This window comes from Streptococcus infantis, assembly GCF_018499575.1.
Lineage (GTDB): Bacteria > Bacillota > Bacilli > Lactobacillales > Streptococcaceae > Streptococcus > Streptococcus infantis_K.
In genome coordinates this window covers 141,985-165,689 of record NZ_JAHDAP010000001.1, presented here as the reverse complement: position 1 = coordinate 165,689, position 23,705 = coordinate 141,985, and the positions used below count along the sequence as shown (strand labels likewise).

The window sequence follows — 23,705 nt, the reverse complement described above, 5'->3', positions numbered from 1 at the left end:
CTAATTTTACTTATTAATTTCATAAAATTTAATCAGTATCTTTTAAACATATGAATAGTTTAGGTCTGTAAGAATTAACTTATACTACTTATAGAAATCTAACAAATCGTTGTTCCCTATGCTAACTACATTTTCAATCTTATCTAAATTTATCACTCTCGGAGCATATAAATATACTAGATAACCTTCATCTACATATTGTTTAAATTCTAAAGCGTCAAGTTCCTTTGCCTTCTTGCATTTCACTTGAACTACTGCTTTTCTCGAGTTATCAATTTCTCTTATTCGCTCTCAAACATCTAGTTAATATAATTTTCTTGCATTCTCTTAATAAGAGTTTTTACATCATCAATTAACGATTGAGGAGACAATACCGTTAGAGATTCCGCTTGACTCAACAACCACCTCTTCAGCCCTGGTGTATCTTGACTCACAAATTCAATAATATTGCCAGTTGATGTTTTTTCAATAATTTTTGCTAATGGAAATTGATCAACAACAATCGCTGGATCATTGACGAATAGAACTCTGATATTTAACTCTTTTCCTATGAATGAATCTACTCGTTTATTACGAATTTCTCCATCGCGAAATTTTCTTCCATATGAGAGAGAAGGTTTTTCTTTTTTAGATTCTACCCAACTAAGTATTCTGTCTAATTTTAAAGTCATATAAGAATCAAATAGTAAATTATAGGCTACTATGTAAAAATAATGAGTATCATAGTAAAGAGAAACCGGAAAAATTGTATGTCTCTTTTTAGTATTATAAGGAGATTGATAATCAATGTCTAAGACCAACTCCTTACGAATTAATTCAGACCATTCCCAAACCTTATCAATACGATTTTGTGTGTCTGATAATGGTGCATAATTTAGCAACTCACTTGCAATAATACTAGAAACTTCTTTTTGCTCATCTTTTGAAATAAGTGCCAATAAACTATCAAGTAATGACTTGTTTTCTTCCTTATTCAAAGAACGATTTTCTAGTAAAATCTTTGAAATTACAAGAATATCCTTTTTATTAAATAAAGATTTCCCTTTTAAATACCTAGTATGATGCCTCGTATCGTAAGCAAGTTCTGCTGCAACCATCGGTTGTGTATCTAAGAAACCAGACAGGAGAGAAAAATCTCGTTGTATAGTCTTTTCACTAACACCAAATTCATCTGCAAGCTGAGCTTTAGATAAATGCGCACCAGACTGTAATCGTAAAAATATAGTTAATAAGCGTTCTTGGTCGTTCATAGCATTCTAAATCCTTTAACAATATTATAACATTTCCATTGCTTTAGATACAATCAATTTCCTAGTTCAATTCTTCTACCAATACTACCATTTGACAAGTACCGATTTCTTCTATCTTCCAAATCCTATCAACGACATTGATTTTGATGATTTTGCTTCAATGGCTACGATAGCCTTATTGATATCTATCAATGTAATTTGATTTAAAAAAGTATCATTTTCTAACTGAAGCTTATCACCTTCAATCACTCGTTGTGCTTGACTGAAAACAATTTCATCTACTAATTTACGGACGTATCTAGCGTTTCCAAAATTTCTACAATTTACAACTTCTGAAAAATGCTGACGTAGTACCATCTTACAATCATCGGTTAATTGATAATATCTCTTATTTACCATCAATTCCAAAATAGCAATTAGTTGTTCAATTGTATAATCCAAAAATTTTATTTCTCTAGAAATTCTAGAGGAAAGTCCCGGGTTAGTTTCAATGAATTGGGCCATCAATTCTTCATACCCAGCAAAAATAACCAACACCTCATCCCGACGATTTTCCATTTCTTGTATAAGCGCTGAAATAGCTTCATGTCCAAAATCTCTCTCACTACTAGGGATAAGACTATAAGCCTCATCTATAAAGAGCACCCCTCCCCTTGCATCATCAAAAGCTTTTCTTACTTTTGGAGCAGTTTGGCCAACATATTCACCAACAAGATCCGTTCGACCTACTTCTACTAACTTATTCTCTTGAATTATCTTATTGTTGTATAAAATTTCTGAAAAAAGCCTAGCAACTACTGTTTTACCAGTCCCTGGGTTTCCAGAAAAAACAAGATGACGATTTAATATTTCATTACTATATCCATGAGCCTGACGCAACGCAGAAACTCGATTATAAGCTAACTGCTGGTTTAGAACTATTTTCACTTCTTCTAAACCGATTAATTCACTCAACTTTTTCTCCGCATTTTCTTCGTCTTCAACTGAAGATTCATTTTGGGGAATAAATCCATCCAGACTTAATTCGTTTTTATCTGAAGGATCATAATCATTTTGTACTGCAAATTCAACAAGCTCTTGAACAAAAAGACGAACTTCTTTAGCATCCTTTAGTACTTTATTTTCAGCTATTAATTGCTCATAATCTTCATTACACAATTGAATACCTTTTTGGTTTAGCATTTGAAGCCCGATTGTTTTAAGCTCTGCTTTATCATACCGCGGAAAATTCACAATTGATACTTTACTAAAATTTTCAAGCAATTCCTTTCTAATAGATTCTGCCTCCTGGCTAGTTCTTGCGATAATGACATTAAATGAATGTCCCTTTTTTTGCCTAAAAACATCAAAAACATCTGATTTTGTTCTTGGTCTTGCTGAAAGATAATCAACTAGTACTGGGACATCTTTTTCGCCTATCTTAGGAATAAAAAAATTATTACAATTTACAAATATTGCATTCATTCCAAAAAGAGACATCAGAAATTTGATAGCAAACTTACGGCCAGATCCCTTCTCACCATTAAAAATATAAAAGTGATGCTGTTGTTCATTATTATTTATTTTTTCTTGAAATGAAAGATATGTAATTAGTTCCTGAACAGCCTTCTTAAAATCAGTGAGACCACAAATGTTTTTCAATTCATCCAGTTTTTCAAAATTAGGCTTTAGATGATAAGACATTGTCTCTTTATTTGCACCTAATAAGAATTTTACTAGCTCTCTTCTATCACTTGTTTCAAGTTTCTTTATAAAATCACTTTCTGTTAGAGTTTTAACTTTTTTTAATGTAAACTCATGGTCAAAAAAATCCTTTATTTTCCCCATGATTTCTTGAGCATTGTAATTTTCTTGAGAAATAAGGTAATAAGCGTCATCCTCTTTAAATAGCAATAAACGATTAGTCTTAATAAAATCTTCTGTTTGAGTTTTTAAGAAATCATCATGATTCTTAAACTCAACTTGATAATAATTCATTTAATTTCACCTCTTTTTATTGATAATTTAAGTTTACAAAAAAGAGTGGACAAATTATGTCCACTCAATTGTTGCTAGAAAAAATTTTTTTTAAGAGAAATCTCATTATTTGTTTAAAAAATTACTAATAAAATCCTTGTTAACTGCCAGCTAAAAGCAAATAACCAATGTAAGACTTATTGTTTAGTTTACCAATTTGTATAAGAAACAATCATTTAGGAGTGACGATAGTATATATACCTGAAATAGAGAGAAACAATTTAGTGAATCTTAGATCTTTTCAGAGTAAATAGGTAGTACAATCATACTTATCTCATATAACAAAAAGATATAATCGTAACTGCCCATTAGATAGATAGTAAATTTTGAATATTTTTTACCAAAATATATCACAATGATGTATTGTTCAATTCATTTCTCAAGTATTCAGCTAATTTTATAAAAGATGCTGGAGAGTTGTTTAACCTTGAATATTTTTCATCTTCATACTTTTTAAACTTATAGCAATCCTTATAGAATCTAACTTCATAAATTTTTTCAACATGAAGAACCCTGTCTAAAGTATTTAAACCAGGCTCACTTTCATAATATGACTTAATGTTAAATTCTTTGAGTTTCTCTTGCAATGCTAATAAATGAATATCAACGTTTTTTGCTCTAGAGTTTTTATTAGGAATTAGAAGCATTTCAGCTGGTCTACCTGACCAGTCAGGGGCTTTTAATCTATACTGTGAACGGTTCATTCTACTGAACATCACCTTGTAGTACGAGATAAAAATATATCGCCAATTTTGCTCATCTATACTATTTATATTTTCTTCTATTATCCTCTTATACTCTAGCTCTAATGGTTTATTTATATCAATCGAATCTAGTAGTTTTTTTACATATTGATTTTTAGAAGAAAATAAGCGTTTTAAACTTGGTGTACTTGAACTTTCATTAGGATCATCTTGGCAAAGTGTTTTATAGCTATCTACATATAATGTATAATCTCCAAAAGAAAGCAATGCCGCTCTTAACAAAAGCCCTTCTTTAGGTTTCGTATCTTCAAACATAGCACTTATCTTATCCCAATAAGAACTTATTTTCGAGTATTTATCGGCTGTAGAATTAGTATCTTCAAAATAAAAGCTGCTTCTAATTTGTCCACCAAAATAATCATGATTTTCCGCATTAAATATCACTTCTGATTGAGATGGATCTTCTAAAATTAATTTCGCCTTTTCTATCTCTTCGTTAACCTGTTCTATACTAAAACCTGTAATTTTATTATTTTGAGACAAATAATAGATAAGGTCTGAAAGATGGTTAATTTGCTCATTTATACCTCGAATTGCTCTTTCATAAGGTTGTTGATAATCTATTTCAGAGTTATCTGTTAAGTTTCTAAAAATGCGGTACCAACTTTTAAAATTATCATCTAATATTTTCCCAGAATGAAGTAAATACAAAGAAATGAAGTGAAAATAGACTCTATCTTTTAAACTCTTATTTATGATAGCTTTTTCCAATACTTGTGAAACCTTTGATTTCTCATTTTCCGTTAAAAAATCAAGTACACTTGCAATCAATTCTATGTGCTCTAACTTAATATCTTCAAATAAAATATTAGTTGTCCAATTTTCACGTTGAGAATAATCTAGTGATTCTAAGTTATTAATCAGTGCAATTTCAAATAAATTTAAAAAATTTATATCAAATCTATTTTTATCAAATCTCCAAATAGTATCAGTCCATTTTGTATCAAGCTTAAGTGCTATATCATTTGCTAACTTAGTGTCTACCTCATGTACTCTTGAAATAAATCTTGCTTTAAAATTCTCAAAATCAGTTAGAGGACGTCCTCTAGAGTTCAATTTAATGTATAGCTCATCCTCTGAACCTAAATCTTCGATATCAAGGAAGTTGAACGCAACTCTATAATTTGTTTCCGATGTTAATGCATTTGAATAGTTGTATTGAAAATCAAAAAATTCAGTTATTCCGTCTAAGGTTACAAGTGCTCCTTGAATAGTAGGATCTAATGTCCATGAATCTGCGAACCAAGCAGCATCTTTTATTATTTCAGACGGTTTCTCTTCGAGTTGAAAAATTGATTTTCTGTGTTCAAATAAACTAGCGAAAAATTGTTTGGACGAATCTCTTGTTTCATAGGAAAAATTTCTAAGAAAATCACAAGCATCACTGTCTCTAAAAGCGAAAAGGTATACTAAAAACAAAGTTGTAAGTCGCTGCTGACCATCTAGTGGTATAAAATTCCCATTATGAGATTTTCCATAAATAAAATTAAGGTCTAAAGTCGGCTCTTCCCTGTTAATTAAAGCAGAATTTATATCAATTAATAATTGTTTTCTTACCTCGGTAGTTCTTAAATCTTTCCTTCCTTGCGCATAATCGCGTTGAATTAGTGGAATTACAATGCGATAACTTTCTAAAAGAGTCTTTAAGTCATATTTATCATCCATTATACTCATATTTCCTCTCCTTCAGTACCAAAGAATTTATTAAATTCAAGCTTCATTGCTTTAATATAGTCAGTTTTATCATTGTCTGACCAAACCTCAAAGTTTTCAATTTCTTCACTATACACTTTTAAAAATATATTTCTAGTACAAACCGGAACAAAACGACCTTTAGCGTCTACATCAATAATAATTTTCCTTTTTTGTGCGAACGGACTATCTTGATATGAACGATTTGTTTTAGAGTCAAGTAAAGTGAGGTTCCCTAACCCATCATCAGGTTCTGCAGATTCATCAGCAGTAGCATGAATATGCTCAATATCCCACTTTTGAGTTTTATAAATATCAAACGGAAAACGGTACTGTTTCTCGCTTTTATTAATCAAAGTAACTAAGTTAAATAATAGTAATACATTCTTAACTCTCTTATCTCCGTATACTAATTCGACTAGCGAATCAAGGTCAGGAATAGTATCAAATGCTAATTTTTTCAACTCATCGAAAGCTTCTGATTTTTTCTTGTCTCTTGTCGCCTTAAATACTTTATCTAGATTTTTACTATCTAAAGAAAGCAGATAACCAATTAAATGATATTTATCTAAATCTAAGTACCAATTATTTAGTTCTTCAAATAGTATTTGGACTTTTGACCAAAAGTCTGATATAAACTCTGATTTATTTTCGGTCCCCTTATATTCTTCATATAATGAATAAAAGGTGGAGTATTTGTCAACTTTGTACTCTTCAGAATTCCCATGTATAAGTAAATTGAAAAGAAAATCTATTTTTGTATCATAAACTTCATTATTAGTCAAAAACTGCCAAAAAGAGTTCTGTTGAAGTTTATGTTCTATATGATTCCATGCAATAGATCGATGTATTTTATCGCTCTCTTCTCCATTTTTATAATTATTTTTGTCGAGTATCAAAGCTTTAATAAGTTCAGCATTTGTTAACGGTATTTTCCCTATATTAACTTTGGTAAAAATCTTTATAGGGTCTTCAGTTTCATCAATCTCATACCAAATAAAAAACACATTTTCTGTAAGAACCTTGTAGATATCATTCAAAGCATTATTTGAGTTTATTTCTTCACGATCAAGCCATTTATCTATTGCTTCAAAGGCTTTACTGATGTGACTAGCATCAATGTCAATATTTTCAATTTCTTTATAAGTATCAAAATTTAAATTCTTTAAGTAGTTTCCACTCTGTTTTCGGGTTTCATACTCTAAATCAAAAAAATCATATTGATTAGTTCTTCTACGGCCATTATTAAATTCTGCAGACATAAATTTAAGAAATATATAAATACTAGTTAGTCTTTGCTGTCCATCAACAACATCGTAAGTGCCATCAGCAACTTTTTTTACGATTAATGGTTGTAGACAATATTTATACTCAGTATTATGATTATAAAAATCATCTAATAAAGTTGTAATCTCATGCTCAGTCCACCTATAGCCTCTTTGATATGATGGAACGTTGAACTTAAGACCTCTTAAATCTTCAATTTTCTTCTCTGAAATACCCATTTTAATCACCTATTCCATTTGTTTTCGCTTTTAAATACTAAAAAACCTTATTATAAAATAAAAAGTTAACAAAATATCAAATTAAAGATATTATTCAATTTTAGTCAATATAATTTCATGCATTTTTTTAATAAGATTTTTTACATCATCAATTAACGATTGAGGAGACAATGCCGTTAGAGTTGCCACTTGACTCAACAGCCATCTCCTCAGCCCTAATGTATCTTGACTTATAATTTCAATAATATTACCCTAAGTATTCTATCTAATTTTAAAGTCATACAACAAAAAGAGAGCTAATATATCCCATCTTTATAAATAAAATGTCCCACTATACTACCCAAAATATTTATCCACCAATTCCTGAATTCTACCTTCTTTGGCAGCAGGGATGGTATCTTCCAAAACAAAGTTCTTTCTACTGATATCTTGAGAGAGATTTCCAAAGATAAAATTAGTGGAAATGTTATAGATAATTTCTGAAGGCGCAAATCCATAAACTTGATTTTCTAGGATATGTTTTAAGCGTTCTTCAGGATTTGGAAATACATCTTTTAAGCCATTACTATTGTATAGTCGCTTAACAAGTTCAGCAATATAGAGAGCAGACTTCATGTACAAATCAATAAATGTCTTAGAGGGGTCATCAAAGATTCCTGGGTTTTCTTTTTCAAGATCATCCACCATTCTCTTCACCACACGTTTAGGAGTGAAAATTTGGTTGGTTTTTTGTGGTGGAATATAGTCAAAGATATCTTCTTTTTGATCTTGAAAATAATCCGCCAACTCCTCTTTCTTGCGAAGAAATTCTTGAATGGCCTCATCGAATGTTGCTCGATCAAAGAGATGCCCTGCAAAATCTTGCCCACCATCTCTCAAATAACGAAATTGGTCAATCGTAATACCAGTCACTTCAAAGAAGACATGCTCAGGAACAAAGGTGTCAAAATTATCAAGAGTTAGAGATTGATTGCCATAGGCCATGATAAAACTAGGGATTGTTCGTGCAAATCCTCGAAGGTGATCACGAATCTCATCCTGAGCTGATTGTTTCAACTGTTCCACACGTTTGATCTCAACCTGTTCGATAAACTTCTCAGGCATTTTTTCCACTTCATTTTTGAGTGTTTGTTCTAGTTTTTCTTTATGAATGAGATTATTTTCTTCTATTCGTTTTTCAAGATCTTCTTGAATCTTATCTTTCTGCTCCTTATCATTTGCTTCCTTGAGCTGTTGCTGCACCTCTTCCTTGATATGAGCTTCAGTAATTTTACGTTCTATCTCATTTTTTCGAACTTCATTCTCAAATGTTACTGCAATTTGTTTCTTGATGTGGTCTGTTTCCCGAGTTTTTAGATCGTATCCAGTTTTCAATTCTTCTACAATTACCGTAGATACTGTCTCGCTCAAGTCATTAATTAGTTGTTTTTGAGTTTTGTCCTCGTCTTTTGTGACTAATTCAACAACAGACTGTCCAAGTCCATAAACTTTTTCACCAAAAAGTCGCGTTTGTTGATTGATCACGATTTCATGGTCAACAACTGCATTACTCTCATCATCCACTGTAACATCGGAAAAATCTAGTAAATCAGAAGATGTTTGTAACTTGCCTTCCTTTTCTACTGGTAGTTCATTTAAAATGTCTAAAACGGTTTGACTAGCTTGGAAAATGCCACTGATATTATCAAAAAGGAGATTGGACATAAATCCTCGTTTGAGGACTTCTCTAGCTTTTATCTGACGCGGTATAGTCAGAACTGCCTTAGCATCAATCTCAACCATCTTACCAGCACGATCCTCAGCTATGACAGGGAAGAAATTTAGTAATTCTCTAATGTTTTCTTCGCGAGTTGCAGAAGTTCCACCACCTCCTGCAGTTGCAAGTGATAAGTTATTTGCAAACTCATCAAAGAGAATCAGGGTTCTTTCTGGCGCAAAGTCAAATACATAGGCTCTTTCTTTGCGGAAATGATTTCCTTTGCTATCGCTCCATGAGTATGGATTTTGAGCGCGGAAGGCGGCCTGCATATATAGTGCAGGTGATTTCATGTTAGATAACATCAATACACCTGTCCACTCAGGAATCGTCACACCTGTCGTCAATTGACCGACGGATAGGGTAATGGTTTTGTCATTCTCTGCTATCGCTTTTCGAACCAAGTCTAAGGATTTCAGTGTGACCTTATCATCTTCCTCGGACATACGCCCGTCACCAGCAGCTAGAACAATCTCATAGTTTTCATAAATGGGATGCTCTTCTAGTAGTGCTTTTAAGGCTTTAGCTGAGGCTACACGCTCTAACAACCAAAAAGTATGTTTTAGTTCATTTCGAAGTTCTTTGGTTGAAAATGGATATTTTTCATTACTTGATAGAGTATCTAACCAATTTCTGACATCTTGCTCATGGATAAATTTCCCTTTATCATCTGTAGCGAAAAATTCACTCAAGTCAAAAGCATAGTCGATATTTTCACCATCGAGTTGAGCACCTTTTTCTAGCTCTTCACCAATCATCTGAGACATTTGATAAGTAAAGAGATTTAACTGAGGCAAGATTTCATAAGGATTTTCCTCTTCTTGTTCAGGAGACCAAGTAGATTTGGCAGACTGTTCATCCGCATAAGACCAGTTGTAGATCTGCTCCTCTGTAAACTCTCCCTTGGCCAATGCCTTAAATGGAGTTCCAGAAAGATGCAAGGTAAAGTTTCGGCGGATCTTATTAAAGGCTTGGTCAGTCTTAAAAGTGTCAACTCCTTCATGTGCCTCATCGATGACCAATAAATCCCAATACAGGTCTGTCACCCATTTGAGTTTATCGTGCTCTCCACCTAGATAAGCAGAGCCTTTCAAGTCTTGGAGACTGATAAAAGCAAGTTGTCTTACATCGTCATCTAAAATACTAACAAATTCTTTACGTGACAAGGTTGGTCGATTTTTAAGGCTGTCTGACTCTGAAACAAACTTGTAAGTCGTTTGACCTGCTATGAATTTTTCAAAATCATCATACCATGAGTTGGCAATGGCAGGTCTGTTTGTTACAATCAGGACATTGACAGCATCCATTCGACGAGCTAGGTCATAGGTAGATAAGGTTTTGCCAAAACGTGGCTTGGCATTCCAGAGGAACTTGCCTCCTGGATGATTCTTGAAATAATCTAAGGTCTTAGAAACTGCTTCTTCTTGCTCTTGTCGCAGAGTATAGTCCTGTCCTTGACCAGGCTGATAACCAGATAAATCATGCTGAACAAATTTATCAAAAAGATTTTTAGATTTCTCAGGTGTCCCATTAAAGTAGAACCATTCTGTCTTGGGACGACGTTCCACATCATGGAAAGAAAGGAAATAGTGGAAATCATGGTCCTTAAAAGTCTTTCCCTTATCAGGTTCTTCCGTATAGGCGGCATCCCCAGTCCATAAGACATCTGTATCTATATGAGCAGTATGCGTTTGTTCTTTAATCCGTTGCGTGACATCACGCTCCGTATAACCAATCTTAATCCAGCCCTCATTGCTGGTTACAGTCGGTGTAGTGTAGGCATAAATTTTAGGATGAATCTCTTTAGAAGTTTTAATTTCTACCATCAATCCATCTCCCTAACATGCGTCTCAATAAAAGCAATTTCCTCTGGAGAAAGGTCGTATTTTTGATAGAGCTGACGGTCAATATCAGCCACTGATTGTGTCCAATCAATGTCCGAATTGACCGTAAAGTCTTGGAGAGGAACGTACTGCCATTTATCTTTGGTATTATCTTGGGTAATTTTTAAAATCCCAAGCATTGCTCGAGCAAATTTAGACTTTATGTATTTCAACATAGCTTTAGCTTCACTTTCAGTATCAAATGCACCAAAAGAGATAAAAGTATCTGTGAAACCCACGAGTGGGGTACCCACGAGTGGGGTCGATAGGACTTCTCCAATCGCCCCACTGCCGTTAGCAGCAGGTACTAGAACTTTATATTTCAAAAGATTTTCATGTGGAGCTATATATTTTTTTGGAATATATCGATAAACTCTTTCATTGTTTAATCTGCCTAAAATTTTAAAACAATCCTCTGTTTCTTCTTCAGAAAAAATATCAAGTCTTCCTAGAATTGGTTTTCTTAGTCGCTTATCTTTACCATTACTGCCAATTAAATTTTTATAATTAGGATAATCTTCGTAGAGTTTATCTAAATCAAATTTTGACTGTGTATAAATGATTTCCATTATTGATCTAAAGTCAAAATGATTCTCAACTTTTTTTAATATACTATTAAGTTCTTTAAAATGAGTAAATGTACCTATAGGGCCTTGCATCTTTTGAGCATCATAATAGGTAATTGCTACACCACCCTTTATGTCAGTTCCAACGAAAACTTCTGAACTATTTTGTTTATAATAACACACCTTATAATGTTTGCTACTAAGAATTTTTTTATTCCATGATTTGGGTGTCTTTCCAGCATTGAATAAAAATCTTGCTGGTGTAATTAAGATTGATTTATCTGAAATTTTACTCGCTTCATCGATAAATAGATGGTATACCGGGTCATCACTCGTACTTGTTCCCTGTGCTTCTTCTTGGTAAGGCGGATTTCCTATCACGACATCAAATTTCATTTCACTTTCCTCGCTAGATAGGCTCTCAAAACCTATCATTTTATTCTTTTTCCAGTCTTTGATTTGGGTTTTAGATTCTTCTACTTCTTGGACTTCTAGCTCATCTGAAAACAAGCTTAGTTGTTGAGATGGTTCTTGTCTAGCTGAGTAAGGACTGATTTTTTTCAATCCATCCATCTGAAAGACATTGTAGGATATAATAGTCGCAATTTCTTTCTTTTGCTCTAAGGTCGGTTGATTTCCAGTCTTTGCAAGATAGTAATCCTCGAAGGTCGCTAAAAGATTTTCACGCGCTAAAAGGAGAGAATCCCCTTGATACTCATAGCCATAAGAAGCACGATAGGCCTCTTTTACAAGTTCATAGAAGTTGGCTTCATCTGAAACCTCACGACTAATGCGCTGTAATTTTCTATCAACAAAACCAACTCGCTCAGATAATGGAATTTCCTCGCCAGTTACTGTATCATAGCGAGTAACCATATAAGGTGCTTCACCACAGGTTATTTCTAGCCAGCGCACTTGGATATAATCTGTAAGATCTAGAGCTTCAAGTTCAGCTTCCACGTAGCCATTTTGCTTTTCAACTAACCAAGTTGGCGTAAAAACTTCAGCTCTAATCTTAGTTCGGTCTTTTTGTTCATACTTGGATTTTTCTGATCGGGGTTGAATCAAGTTTGCATAGGCTCCCGTAACCTTACTTGGAGTGATGCGATCACTCGGAGCAAATCCCTTTCCCAACAATTCATAAGAATGAGTCGCCCAAACAATATTTTTCTTGGTCGTTCGATCTTTTAAAAGAATTTTTAATAAATCAGCCGACTCCAGAGCCAACTGTTCTTCACTAATATCTATTGCCATAAAGCAACCTTTCCTGTTATTTATTGGAATTTCTACAAAACGTCTACTTTTCATTTATTAATCTATTATATTTTACCACAAAAACACACTGAAATACTCATCCCAGTGTGTTTATTTCATTCTATTGCTTTCTTCTCAGTGAGCCATTTTTCTGTAATAAGTTTAAATCTAATATCTTGTAGTTGATGAAATTGTAGATGATATAGGAAAGTCAAGAACAATTGTATACCTAATTAGGCAAAAGGCTATAGAACACTTAGCAGATGTAAATGCAGATTGGTTTATAGTTATGTAAAAAGTATACGATTAGTATAAGGTTTTGTATTTAAAAATACTAAAGTTCTACAAAGGCAATGGAAAAACTAAAAGCCCTTAGAAACAAATCTAGGGGCTTTTGTGAGGCAAAAAAGAAGCATGACTCTCCCACAGCTATAAAGCTTTTTGGGCGGGAAAACCACACTTCTTTCGTGACTTAATTATACATCTTCTTGATTTTAAAATCAAATAAAGGTGACCCACCGCCTCCACAGCAAGCTGCTTCATGGGCGTTAGACCACCTTTACCTTAACTTAATTATAGTCTAAATAATTAATCGATGCAAGAATTAAGGGTATACCCTTTTGGGTAATCGAAACAGTAAAAGGAACTGACTTAGGCGCCGACCTAAAATAGGTCATTGGGTGCCAAACCAGTTCCTTTATTAATTCAATTATAACTCATTTTGACATAAAAAACAAATAGAGGCGTCCCACCTCCTACCGCAGAATAATCTGTTTCAAGGGGAGATGGAAAACCTCTATTTATTAAATTAATTATAACCTAAAAAATATTTAAGTACAAGAATATTGTGAAAGTAAAGTAAGAGGCAGTTATGGTATAATTAAGGAGAACACTGACTGTATAGCAAAGAGCTTGAACCAAGGGCAGGAGGAATGCGATGAAACTCTGGGAATTTAACCGTACAGATGTAGTCATTAATCTAAAAAATGGAGTGATAGTTAGAGGCTTTGTAGAGGATTATTGTGACGCCTCTGATAATGCAGAGGAGATGGACTCCTTGCTTGTAGATGTCGACGGTACTCTTTGTGAGTATTTTGAGGATGAGATCCTTAGTATTTCAGTAGCTTAGCGCTTAGTGCCTTCTAGGCGTTTATACAATCTAAACATTGAAAAGGAGGAACACATTGAGACTATGGGAATATGTAGACAAAAAAGTGCGCCTTGTTTTAGAAGATGGTACCTCCATCACTGGCAAGGTTATAGATTGGTATGACGGCTATGATTTAGATGGTGCTGACGAAATCGTTATAGGTGACCACTCATACCCTGAGAACATTATCAAGGAAATCAAAATTATCAGTGCTTAGTTTGAACTAGGCGCTTTTGCTTGCCTTGCTTGAAAGAAAACACTACGGAAAAGGATTTAGATTTATATGGCAATATTAGATGAATTACAAGTGTTATATGACAATGGTTGGGACGCCTCTTTTGATTATAATGGTCAAACTTGTGGGATTTTTCCTAATTCTGTTCATGATATTGTAGTGGTTATTGGAGATAAAGAATACCAGGTATCATCATTAAATGAACTGATTTCTTTAAAAATTGGCGATAATTCTTTAATAAATATTATGGATAGAATTGAAGTGCAGTATTATTAAAATAAAAAGCACCTATAACAGGTGCAATTTACTTGCTTACTGAACTCATCAATTTAATTAACCTTTTAGTTATCCTTTGTGTTTTCTCTACTTTTTTATAAAATGAACTTTGGTAGAAAACAGGGCAAAAAACAGAGCAGACTTAGGCCTGCTTTTATATATCTTTTAATTCGTCACTTATCAATTTTCCCCAACTCTCTCAACCGTTCCTGTCCAAACTTCAACATCTCTTCCTCCACCTTACTCCATTTTCCGAAGAGGCATTCTTGTAGAACTTCTGCTGCTGAGGTTTGATCTACTTCCGAATCATAAACACACGATTGATCTCTTTGATAAATTTGAATTTGATTAAAAATATTGTCATTTTCTAACTCTCGTAAGTTATCAACTAAATGTTCTACAATTCCATCATGGTGTGCTTTGGGAGTCGTTCTAGCTTGACTAGGATCTATGGCGTAGAGCTCCTCATAACGTATCAAAGTACTGAGATAGGACAATTCTGGCTTGGTCGCAATCAGTGCAAGTGAGACTTGATATCCTCTGGTTATCAATAATTGTGCCGTTTTTCTAGGAACTTGTGTTGTTCTCAAGGTGCCCTCGATTAACAAATGATAACCTTGTTTACTCAATTCATCTACGAGATATTCAACCATTTGGCCCGCAAATACTTTGGTATAATCCACACTATCTTTGCCATACTTTTCCTGTAGGCCAAGGTAGTTCGGATGAAAAGAGCGATAACTATCTCCATCAATGATAATGATATTGCCTTGAAATTCCCTTTGTTTCACACGATGAATCGTTGTCTTACCAGCACCACTCTGTCCCCCGAGCAAGATAGCCTTGGGCTGAGACGAAGTTGTTTTACCACGAGTTAAAGAACGAAGGAGTCGTTTGGATGCTCGTTCAAAATCATCTTGACTAAATTCTTCTAGTTTCATTAAGCCACCACCAGATGACGAGCTTGTTCTAGCATACGTTCAATGCCATCCAAATAGCCATTATATCGCTCCACATCCTCAAAAGTTGCAACAAGATAAATTTTCGTGTTAATCAAATCAGACAAATCATCACTCATTAGAACCCAAGGATTATTAGCATCATCAAATGCAATTTCTAATTTATCTTGTAAACGATAAAGTTGCGCTAAGATATTCGCCCCTCGTTCTTTAATCACTTCAATTTTCAGAGTTAACTGATAATCTTCTACTGGTGTGAGCATTTTTTCCTCTCCTACAATATCGATATAGGAAACATTAAATTTTTTGCAGATACAATCTATTAATTCTGTCGAAACTCGACTTGTCCCATTTTCATAACGACTCAGACTATTTCTAGAGATACCAACAATCTTTGCAAACTCAGGCTGGGTTAATTTATGTGTTTTACGTAACGTTTTTATATTTTCTCCAATCATGTAACTCCTCCTTTTATTTATTTCTATTATAGCACAAAAAATAAAAACGCACCAAAAATGGTGCGTTTGTTCTTTCGTTCTAGCTGAATGAAATATTCCATCTGTTACATTGATGGCAAACCAATCATCTAAAAAAATGCCTTTATCAAATAATCTACTTAACTATTTTAAAGACAAAATTAGCACAAAAACACACTGAGATACTGGTCCCAGTGTATTCATTTTAGGATAACTTCATCAAAAAACACCTGATAAAAGCCAATATAGCTCTACTTCAGGTGTTTTGTGTGTATTAAAGTATTTTATTGTTCTTTTGATTTTCTAGCGCTTGTAGCCAATCCAACACCTGCGAGCATAATACCTAGACCTAAAAGAGTTTGGTTACTAGAATCATTGCTTCCTGTTTCAGGAAGTTTAGCTGGTGCTGGTTTGTAAGCAGTAGGTTCTGGTTTAGGAGTTACTTTCTGCTCCAAAACTGGCACAGTTGTACGACGTTCTAGGTAGAATTGGTAGCTGTCTTTTGTTACCTTGTACTGACGTCCCTCACTGACTGTTTCCACAATCCATGAAGCTGCATCCTTAGTTAAAGAGTCAGCCAAGTTACTATCAATTTTCATTAATCGACCTTCAGATACAAAATCTTTATAGCTAATATCGGTCCCAAAAGATGTCGAAGTTGCAACAATTCTTTCAATATTTGCTGCTTTTAAAGACGCAAGTGTCTCGGCAATAGTTGGGACTGAGGCATCTTGCTTCATTGGAGCATCTGTCAACAATACGACAAACTTTTTATTTTTTGGTGACTTAGACCAGTCATAGCTTGAAACAATTTGTGTTAGAGCAGGCGAAGATGTTTCAGCGTAATCTCCACCATCTGCAATCTTAATGCCTGCTAAAGCTTTTTCAAGTTCAGCTGGGTCAGATGTAAAATAAGATTCGTTAAATTTTGTTAAAATTGTACCTTCATCTGTTTTTCCTCTATTACGTCCAAAAACTTCATCACTAAAGGTAGCTAATCCAAAACGTGCCGCCACTCCATCTTTGGCGAGATTTCTTGCAAACTCATTGACATTTTTACGAACAGTATTAATCGTTGAAGACATAGATCCTGAACGGTCAACAACAAAAACAATATCTGCTTCTCCTGCTTTTTTAACAGTTGGTGGTGTTTTAGTTATTTCCACAGTTGTTGTCTTGTCTACTCGTTCATACTGAGTATAAGAATTTCCATCTTTATCCTTAGCTGCTACAGTATTCTCTTTTGTCGTAGTTACAGGATCTGGAAGTTTTTCCACTTTTTCTGGAGCAATTTCAGTTTTGGTTACCTCAGCTACAGAGGTTTCAATATGGACTTTCTGATTGCCTTCTTGACTTTCTTTTACTTCGACAGCAGATTCTTTCTTTGAGACATCAATCAAATCCCCAGCTTTTGCTTCAGTTTCTTTGACAATAGGTCTTGATTTTTCAGTTGCAATTTCTGCTTTAGCCTCCTCAATAGGCGATTTGACCTCTTCAACTACTTTTGATGCCTCAGTTACCTTAGTAATTTCACTTGACGAAACTTTACTAGTTTCATCAGCAGAAACTTGTCCAAGTTGTGCAAAAGCAAAGAGGATAGCCACAGATGCCAATCCAACTTTCATTTTACGAAACGAAAAACGTTCTTGCTTAAACATTCCTTTTGCCATAATGACCTCTTTTCTTTAACAGATTTAATATTTTTTAAAATCTGTTTTTTTTTTTTTTAAGAATAACATAAATCACTACAATTTACAAGCGTTTACTGGAGAGACTTTGTAACTAAAAAAAAACGATAGTATCAACATTTAAAGATAATTTTTGTTTCAAGTCTCAAATCATCATTTCCTATAATTCTTATCTTATTGAAATTTAAAAAAACAGCAAAACCACTTGGTCTTACTGTTTCATTTTTAAAATGTTTGGCGTTTAGCTTTACGTTCTGCACGTCCACGGGCACGACTTTCTGCTCGCTTAGCTTTGCGACGTTTTTCATCGACAGCCCATTGGATTTTCTTCTTATAGCCTGGTTTGACTTTTTTCTTTTTCTTTTTAACCAGCCCAATCATTTCAATGTCCAGTTTTTCTTGTTTCTTCTCACGAATGGCACGACGATCGCGGTCATAGGTATCTTGGAATTCTCCGTCTTTAACCACCTTAGGTACAAACTTAATTCCTAATTTCTCTAACTCACGAATATCAGAGTCATCACTAGGCTGGTAAAGGGTAATAGCTGTACCTGGCAGACCATTACGTCCAGTACGTCCGACACGGTGAACAAAGAAGGACAAGTCCTGTGGAATAGCATCATTGATAACGTGGCTGACACCTTCAATATCAATCCCACGCGCAGCTAAGTCAGTCGCAACGATGTACTCAAAATCAAGGTTCTTGACCTGATTCATGATACGCTTGCGTTCACGAGGAGCAATATCTCCATGAATCTTCGCTACCTTCAAGCCTTGAGCTGTTAGGTAAGCATGCAATTCATCCGCACGAGTCTTGGTATTGACAAAAATCATGGCTAGATAAGGTTGCATAACTTGAGTCAACTCATAAATCTGAGCATTCTTGTCACGACCCTTAGTAGAAATCAACCAGTTATCAATAGTGTCTGAGATAACTGTTTTGGTTTTGATTTTCTCCATAACTGGATTAGATAAGTATTTTTTCAAGAATGGTTGCAATTTTTGCGGAATTGTCGCTGAAAAGACCATAAACTGCAAGTCTTTTGGAAGGCTTCCTGCAATCTTATCAACTGTCTCCAAGAATCCCATATCCAAAGTCATGTCAGCTTCATCGACAACAAAAATCTTAGCCTTGTGAATAGCTAGATCACCAGATTTTACCAAATCATAGATACGACCTGGAGTTCCGATAACAATATGGGGCTGATTGCTGGCAAGTTTTTCAATCTGACGCGCCTTGTCTGTTCCACCAACATAGTTGGCAACACGAATTTCTACTTCAGAATGTTCCGCAATCTGGCGAGCCGCCTGGTAAATCTGGGTCGCCAACTCACGACTTGGAGCTGTGATAACGGCTTGTACACTATCACTCTCTTCATCTAGCTGTTGGAAAATTGGTAACAAGAAGGTATGGGTCTTTCCTGAACCTGTTTTTGATTCACCGACCAAGTCACGACCTGCCAAAACAATAGGAATCAACTTTTCTTGCACTTCGGTAGGCGTCGTAAACTTCAACTCTTCCAAAGCTTTTTCTATATACTTCTTAAATTTAAATTGTGTAAATGACATAATTTCCTCGATTCTATCTATCTACTCATTATACCATAATTTCGTTTATTACAGGGGCTGGATTTCCATCAAGGGGAATCGCTTGAAAATTCGAATAGCTAAGCATACAAGACAAACACTCCTAGTTACCATGAACAAGGAGTGTTATAGGAGGTTACTTGAGCTCCCACTCTTTTCTCAGCCAATCACAGAAATGATGATAGCGTTGGTCAAGAGCTTCATGATGCCCATAAGCATCAAATGTAGAATATGTTGAGGGAACTTTCTCTGAAATCAGGTCATGTAGATCTCTGGCATAAATAGGAGCCTTAGACAGACGATTGGAATGATTGGCACCTTCTGCCTGCCCATTTTGCAGATAAATATAGCTCTGGCTCTGTATCAAATCATGTTCCCTACAAAAGTCTGTAAAATCTGGATACCAGAAGGAACCACAGATAGAGAAGATACAGGTCACAGGAAGATAGCTACTATAGAGACTATAGACAGCAGCAAGGCCTCCCAGTGAATAGCCACCATAAGCAATTCTACTTTCATCAAGCAAATAGTCTTTTTTTAGAGTTGTTAGAATACCCTGAAAGAGCTTCTGATGATATTCATCTACCTTCCCACCAAAATCTGGAGCTCCTTCTTTCAAAGCACTAGCCTTCCAAGGTGTAAAGTCATCGAGACGGTTTTCTGGCATCAAACCCACCAAAATCACAGATTGGGATAGGTCTGACAAATAGTCCAATTGCCCATCATTTAAAAGAATCATTGGGTAGGCTTGTTGAGGATCATAGTTTGAAGGAAGACTGATCCTAACTTGAATCCCTTCCCAGTTAAACTCCTTATTTCTTGATAAAGTCATTGATCTTCTCAAGGGAATCAATCACTGCAGGACCGTAATCCATCAACTCATCGTAAGAGATAGTCATGATTTTTTGATTCTTGATTGCTGGTACATTTTCCAAAACAGCATTTGCCTTCATCAAATCCACTGCTTTTTCATCTAACTTTTGATTGCGGTCACTAGTTACATAGATAATCAACTCTGGATCCATAGAGACTAGATTTTCCAAGGTCAAACCAGATGTTCCTGTTGCAACATTGGTATAACCAAGTTGGTTGAGCAAGCTTTCTTGTAAGGCTGACTTGTAGGCACCAAAGGTTTCGTCATTGTAGGCTACCATGATCAAAGCCTTTTTCTTTTCACCTTGTGTTTCTGGGTTGGCTTTTTTAACCGCATCGATTTTAGCTTGCAATTGTTCTGCGTATTGATTAGCCTTGTCTTGGACATTGAAAATAGTACCAAGATTCTTCACATCTTCTACGATATTTCCTAAATCTTGTTGGATATTTGATAGTGAGGCTTTTTGCGTATAAACAGGGATTTTGTTTTCATTCCAAGCACTAATGGTTCCCATTGACTTTTCAGAAAACATCATGTTGCGTCCCATCAAGGCATCTGGTTCATAAGAAAGAACTGTTTCTTGTGAGACAGATTTTTTATCACCAATGTGAGGGATGGCTTCAATAGCATCCTTGTATTTACCAGTTACAGCATTATCAGGATTGAGCATGCCAGCAATTTTATCTTGCAAACCGAGTTCAAGTAGGATTTCAGTTGTTGAGAGGTTGTTTGTGATGACCTTTTCAGGTGCCTTTTCAAAGACTTGATCGACTTCGTTTCCTTTAGCATCATAAGTTTTGATAGTTACAGGATAGCTGGTTTCTGTAGTAGCTTTTTGACTAGCTTCTGTTGTAGCCGGTGCCGTTGCTGTTTCTTTAGATGCGTTACCACAAGCTGCCAAAGATAAGGTAGCTACTGTTACAAGTAAAATACTAAGTGTTTTTTTCATGTTTTTATTTTCCTTTTTAATTTTTATAAATAGTGAATCATGGCTTGCTGATCTTCTGTCCAAGTAATCTTACTTTGAACGCCATAGACAGCCTGCAATGACTCGGGTGTGATGGTTTCTTTCGGAGTTCCTTGGTAAACAATCTCCCCTTCTTTCATCAGGTAGAGATAGTCTGAATAGCGACAAGCTAGTTGAATATCATGCAAGACAGCTAGCACATTGATCTGAAGATTTTTGACAATGGTCAATAAGTCTAGCTGATACTTGATATCCAAATGGTTGGTCGGTTCATCTAAGAGCAAGAGGGTCGGCTCTTGGGCCAAGGCGCGTGCTAACAGAACCCGTTGCTTCTCTCCTCCTGACAAAGAAGAGTAGAGTCGATTTCTCTTTTCAAGCAAATCTACCTTGACCAAAGCATCGTCAACCAAAGCAAAGTCTCTGTCTTTTTCCTTTTGTAAGAAAGAGAGATGGGGCGTTCTACCCAGCATGACGATTTCCTCAACCGTACAATCAAACTGGAGTTGATTAAACTGCGTGATGACCGCCATCTGCTTTGCTGTTTCCTTGACGCTCATTTGGTCTAGAGGCTTCCCATCTAAAGAAATCAAGCCCTGATTCGGCTTTTCCTGTCGATAGAAGAGTTTCAGCAAGCTGGTCTTTCCACTTCCATTTGGTCCCAAAATAGTATGAAATTGGTTTCCCTCAAGTTTAAGTGAGACTCCTTTTAGAATCTTTTTTTCTCCGATTCCAAAGTGAATATCCTGACACATTAAGTCCATATCAGACCTTCACCTCCCTTCGTCTACTTGCAACCATGTAGATAAAGAAGGGGGCACCTATTAGGGCTGTGAAAATTCCAATCGGTAGTTCAGCATTTTGAATCAAAACTCGAGCAAAGACATCTGCCCAAACAACGAAAAGGGCACCGAGTAAGGTAGCAATTGGAAAAAGCCTTCTGTAGTTTGTTCCTACCAAACTTCGGGCCAAATGTGGTGTAATCAAACCGACAAAACCGATGATCCCACAAGTCGAAACTAGGACTGCCGTCATCACAGCTACAATCGTCACATAGAGATACCAGTAAAAACGCAAGGGAATTCCCAAAGTCAAAGCCGCCTCATCTCCCATCATCATGGCATTGAAAACACGATATTGTGTAGAGAAAAATAAAAAAGCGATTCCCACGATGATAGTTGGCAAGGTTAAGTGTCCCCAAGAGGTTCCCGCTAAAGAACCCATGGTCCAAAACTTGATAGTCATAACGCTATCAGCATTGGCCCCGATAGAGATAATAAAGTTGGAAAAAGCCAAAAAAAGTGCATTCACAACTGTCCCCGATAAAATTAAGCTGGAAGTTGTCATCCTGCCCTGCATAGATGCAATGAGAAGAACTGCAACTGTTGCCAAAATCGCTCCAAGGAAAGACCCGAGACCAATCATAACTTTAAATCCAAGAATAATACTCAAAGTTGCTCCAAAGGTTGCCCCTGCGGAAATTCCTAACACATAGGGCTCTGCGATTGGATTATTGACGGTTGACTGCATGACACTGCCACACATGGAAAGGCCTGCACCCACAATCAATCCAAGAAAAACCCGTGGCAATCTCATATTCCAAACAATAGCAAGCGTAGACTTTGAGATTTCTCCTATATCAAAAGGAGCACCTAACTTGCTCAAAATGATTCGATAGGTATCACTCAAGCTGATTTGAACAGAACCCATAGAAACTGCCAGAAACAAAGAAATACCCAAAGCTCCGAGCAACATAGCTAGGAGAAAAACATATCGCAGGTTTTGATGGCTTCCAGAAAATTTGGAAAGCATGAAACCCTCCCTTAATAAAAATTAAAAATTTAGACAATTTTCATAATTAGTATACCACATTTCTAAATCAGGAACAAGACTAGAAAAATGCACACAAAAAAAGCCCTCTGAAGTCAGAGAGCCAATTTGAGCTCGGGCTAAAATCCTAGTGAACAAAAAAATCTCCCCGAAGGGAGAGCTTTCTGCTTTATTTTACCTTACGATGCTAGGAACCGAAGTCGAAGATTGTACTTGCGTATACCCAGGTAAGGTGACAAAAACAAAAAAGCTACTCAACTAGAGTAGCCTAATTCTCAAGATATGCTCAATTGAACACGGCCTAAGCACTTGGCAAAAACAAAAAGCCCTCTGAAGTCAGAGAGCTTTATTCTTGCTGGATAAAACGTTTATAGACTAGGCGCCAAGCCGAAGATTGTACAAAAATGTTAGTGAAACAAAAAATCTCCCCGAAGGGAGATCATTCTGGTTTATTTTACCTTACAGTGCTAGGAACCGTAACCGAAGATTATACTTGAGTATATCGAGGTAAGGTGACAACGCAATGTAAGAGAAAAATAAAGCAGATTAACGACGAAGTCCTAGAGAGTTGATCAACTCACGGTAACGGTTAACGTCGTTTTTACGCAAGTATGCAAGCAAGTTACGACGGCGACCGATTTTCTTCATCAATCCACGGTAAGTAGCGTGGTCTTTTTTATGTTGTTTGATGTGTTCGTTAAGGTGGTTGATTTCCCAAGTAAGGACAGCAACTTGAACCTCTACTGAACCTGTATCACCTTCGTGACGTGCATATTGTGCAATGATTTCATTTTTTTTCTCTTTTGAGATTGCCATGATGTTTCTCCTTTTTATTTGGCTTCATCCGAGTGACAGGTTGGCATGCCTGTAACCAAGAAGAAGTTATTTGTCTTTACGACATTTCCTATTCTATCAAGAACAATCATCTTTGTCAACTGATTTACTATCCAGGTCTTAAATATGCTATAATAGTTATAGGA

18 protein-coding genes and 1 pseudogene are annotated in these 23,705 nt (G+C 35.5%); 3 read left to right on the top strand and 16 right to left on the bottom strand.

Going from position 1 to position 23,705, the window contains the following annotated elements; all coding sequences use genetic code 11:
* Nucleotides 1-299: 299 nt before the first annotated feature.
* The 7 genes and pseudogenes from KJR31_RS00820 to KJR31_RS00795 form a co-directional block, all read right to left on the bottom strand.
* A complete protein-coding gene (locus KJR31_RS00820) occupies nt 300-1,250 on the bottom strand; it encodes a helix-turn-helix transcriptional regulator (RefSeq protein WP_214261646.1) in 951 nt (316 codons plus the stop codon).
* Between the two features lie 111 nt (nt 1,251-1,361).
* Nucleotides 1,362-2,432 carry an AAA family ATPase gene (locus KJR31_RS08625; protein ID WP_434223048.1) on the bottom strand — a complete coding sequence of 357 codons (1,071 nt, stop codon included), beginning with the start codon at nt 2,430-2,432 and terminating at the stop codon, nt 1,362-1,364.
* Between the two features lie 699 nt (nt 2,433-3,131).
* A pseudogene (locus tag KJR31_RS08620) lies at nt 3,132-3,227 on the bottom strand (DNA recombinase); the annotation flags it as partial.
* A 389-nt stretch (nt 3,228-3,616) separates the two neighbouring features.
* A complete protein-coding gene (locus tag KJR31_RS00810; protein ID WP_214261644.1) occupies nt 3,617-5,704 on the bottom strand; it encodes a DUF262 domain-containing protein in 2,088 nt (695 codons plus the stop codon).
* Nucleotides 5,701-7,227: a DUF262 domain-containing protein gene (locus KJR31_RS00805; RefSeq protein WP_214261643.1), complete on the bottom strand. Its 1,527-nt coding sequence runs from the start codon at nt 7,225-7,227 to the stop codon at nt 5,701-5,703. Before KJR31_RS00805 ends, KJR31_RS00810 begins: the two co-directional genes overlap by 4 nt.
* 336 nt (nt 7,228-7,563) lie before the next feature.
* Nucleotides 7,564-10,812 (bottom strand): DEAD/DEAH box helicase family protein, encoded by a 3,249-nt coding sequence (locus KJR31_RS00800; protein ID WP_214261642.1) that lies wholly within the window; start codon nt 10,810-10,812, stop codon nt 7,564-7,566.
* Entirely contained in the window at nt 10,809-12,686 is a 1,878-nt protein-coding gene (locus KJR31_RS00795; protein ID WP_214261641.1) for an Eco57I restriction-modification methylase domain-containing protein, read from the bottom strand. Before KJR31_RS00795 ends, KJR31_RS00800 begins: the two co-directional genes overlap by 4 nt.
* A gap of 937 nt (nt 12,687-13,623) precedes the next feature.
* Here KJR31_RS00795 and KJR31_RS00790 point away from each other — a divergent pair.
* From KJR31_RS00790 to KJR31_RS00780, 3 genes are all read left to right on the top strand, one after another.
* Complete coding sequence (locus tag KJR31_RS00790) at nt 13,624-13,815, top strand: hypothetical protein (protein ID WP_214261640.1); 192 nt, start codon at nt 13,624-13,626, stop codon at nt 13,813-13,815.
* A 55-nt stretch (nt 13,816-13,870) separates the two neighbouring features.
* The gene (locus KJR31_RS00785; protein WP_214261639.1) at nt 13,871-14,053 is read left to right on the top strand and encodes a 4-hydroxy-3-methylbut-2-enyl diphosphate reductase; all 183 of its coding nucleotides are present in this window, start codon (nt 13,871-13,873) and stop codon (nt 14,051-14,053) included.
* A gap of 66 nt (nt 14,054-14,119) precedes the next feature.
* On the top strand, nt 14,120-14,347 hold the full coding sequence (locus KJR31_RS00780) for a 16S rRNA processing protein RimM (protein ID WP_214261638.1): 228 nt from the start codon (nt 14,120-14,122) through the stop codon (nt 14,345-14,347).
* A 173-nt stretch (nt 14,348-14,520) separates the two neighbouring features.
* Here KJR31_RS00780 and pezT read toward each other — a convergent pair whose 3' ends face one another.
* From pezT to rpsO, 9 genes are all read right to left on the bottom strand, one after another.
* Nucleotides 14,521-15,288 (bottom strand): type II toxin-antitoxin system toxin PezT, encoded by a 768-nt coding sequence (pezT, locus tag KJR31_RS00775; RefSeq protein WP_214261637.1) that lies wholly within the window; start codon nt 15,286-15,288, stop codon nt 14,521-14,523.
* Entirely contained in the window at nt 15,288-15,764 is a 477-nt protein-coding gene (gene pezA / locus KJR31_RS00770; RefSeq protein WP_214261636.1) for a type II toxin-antitoxin system antitoxin PezA, read from the bottom strand. Before pezA ends, pezT begins: the two co-directional genes overlap by 1 nt.
* Before the next feature lie 302 nt (nt 15,765-16,066).
* Nucleotides 16,067-17,452 carry a VWA domain-containing protein gene (locus KJR31_RS00765; RefSeq protein WP_214261635.1) on the bottom strand — a complete coding sequence of 462 codons (1,386 nt, stop codon included), beginning with the start codon at nt 17,450-17,452 and terminating at the stop codon, nt 16,067-16,069.
* A 243-nt stretch (nt 17,453-17,695) separates the two neighbouring features.
* A complete protein-coding gene (locus KJR31_RS00760) occupies nt 17,696-19,039 on the bottom strand; it encodes a DEAD/DEAH box helicase (protein WP_214261634.1) in 1,344 nt (447 codons plus the stop codon).
* Nucleotides 19,040-19,193: 154 nt separating this feature from the next.
* A complete protein-coding gene (locus tag KJR31_RS00755) occupies nt 19,194-19,889 on the bottom strand; it encodes an alpha/beta hydrolase-fold protein (RefSeq protein ID WP_214261633.1) in 696 nt (231 codons plus the stop codon).
* Nucleotides 19,870-20,880: an ABC transporter substrate-binding protein gene (locus KJR31_RS00750; RefSeq protein WP_214261632.1), complete on the bottom strand. Its 1,011-nt coding sequence runs from the start codon at nt 20,878-20,880 to the stop codon at nt 19,870-19,872. The genes KJR31_RS00755 and KJR31_RS00750 overlap by 20 nt, the downstream gene beginning before the upstream one ends.
* Before the next feature lie 23 nt (nt 20,881-20,903).
* Nucleotides 20,904-21,659 (bottom strand): ABC transporter ATP-binding protein, encoded by a 756-nt coding sequence (locus KJR31_RS00745; RefSeq protein WP_214261631.1) that lies wholly within the window; start codon nt 21,657-21,659, stop codon nt 20,904-20,906.
* Between the two features lies 1 nt (nt 21,660).
* Nucleotides 21,661-22,707, bottom strand: coding sequence for a FecCD family ABC transporter permease (locus KJR31_RS00740; RefSeq protein ID WP_214261630.1), 1,047 nt, complete (start codon nt 22,705-22,707; stop codon nt 21,661-21,663).
* Between the two features lie 564 nt (nt 22,708-23,271).
* The gene (rpsO, locus tag KJR31_RS00735) at nt 23,272-23,541 is read right to left on the bottom strand and encodes a 30S ribosomal protein S15 (RefSeq protein ID WP_001018251.1); all 270 of its coding nucleotides are present in this window, start codon (nt 23,539-23,541) and stop codon (nt 23,272-23,274) included.
* Nucleotides 23,542-23,705: the final 164 nt, after the last annotated feature.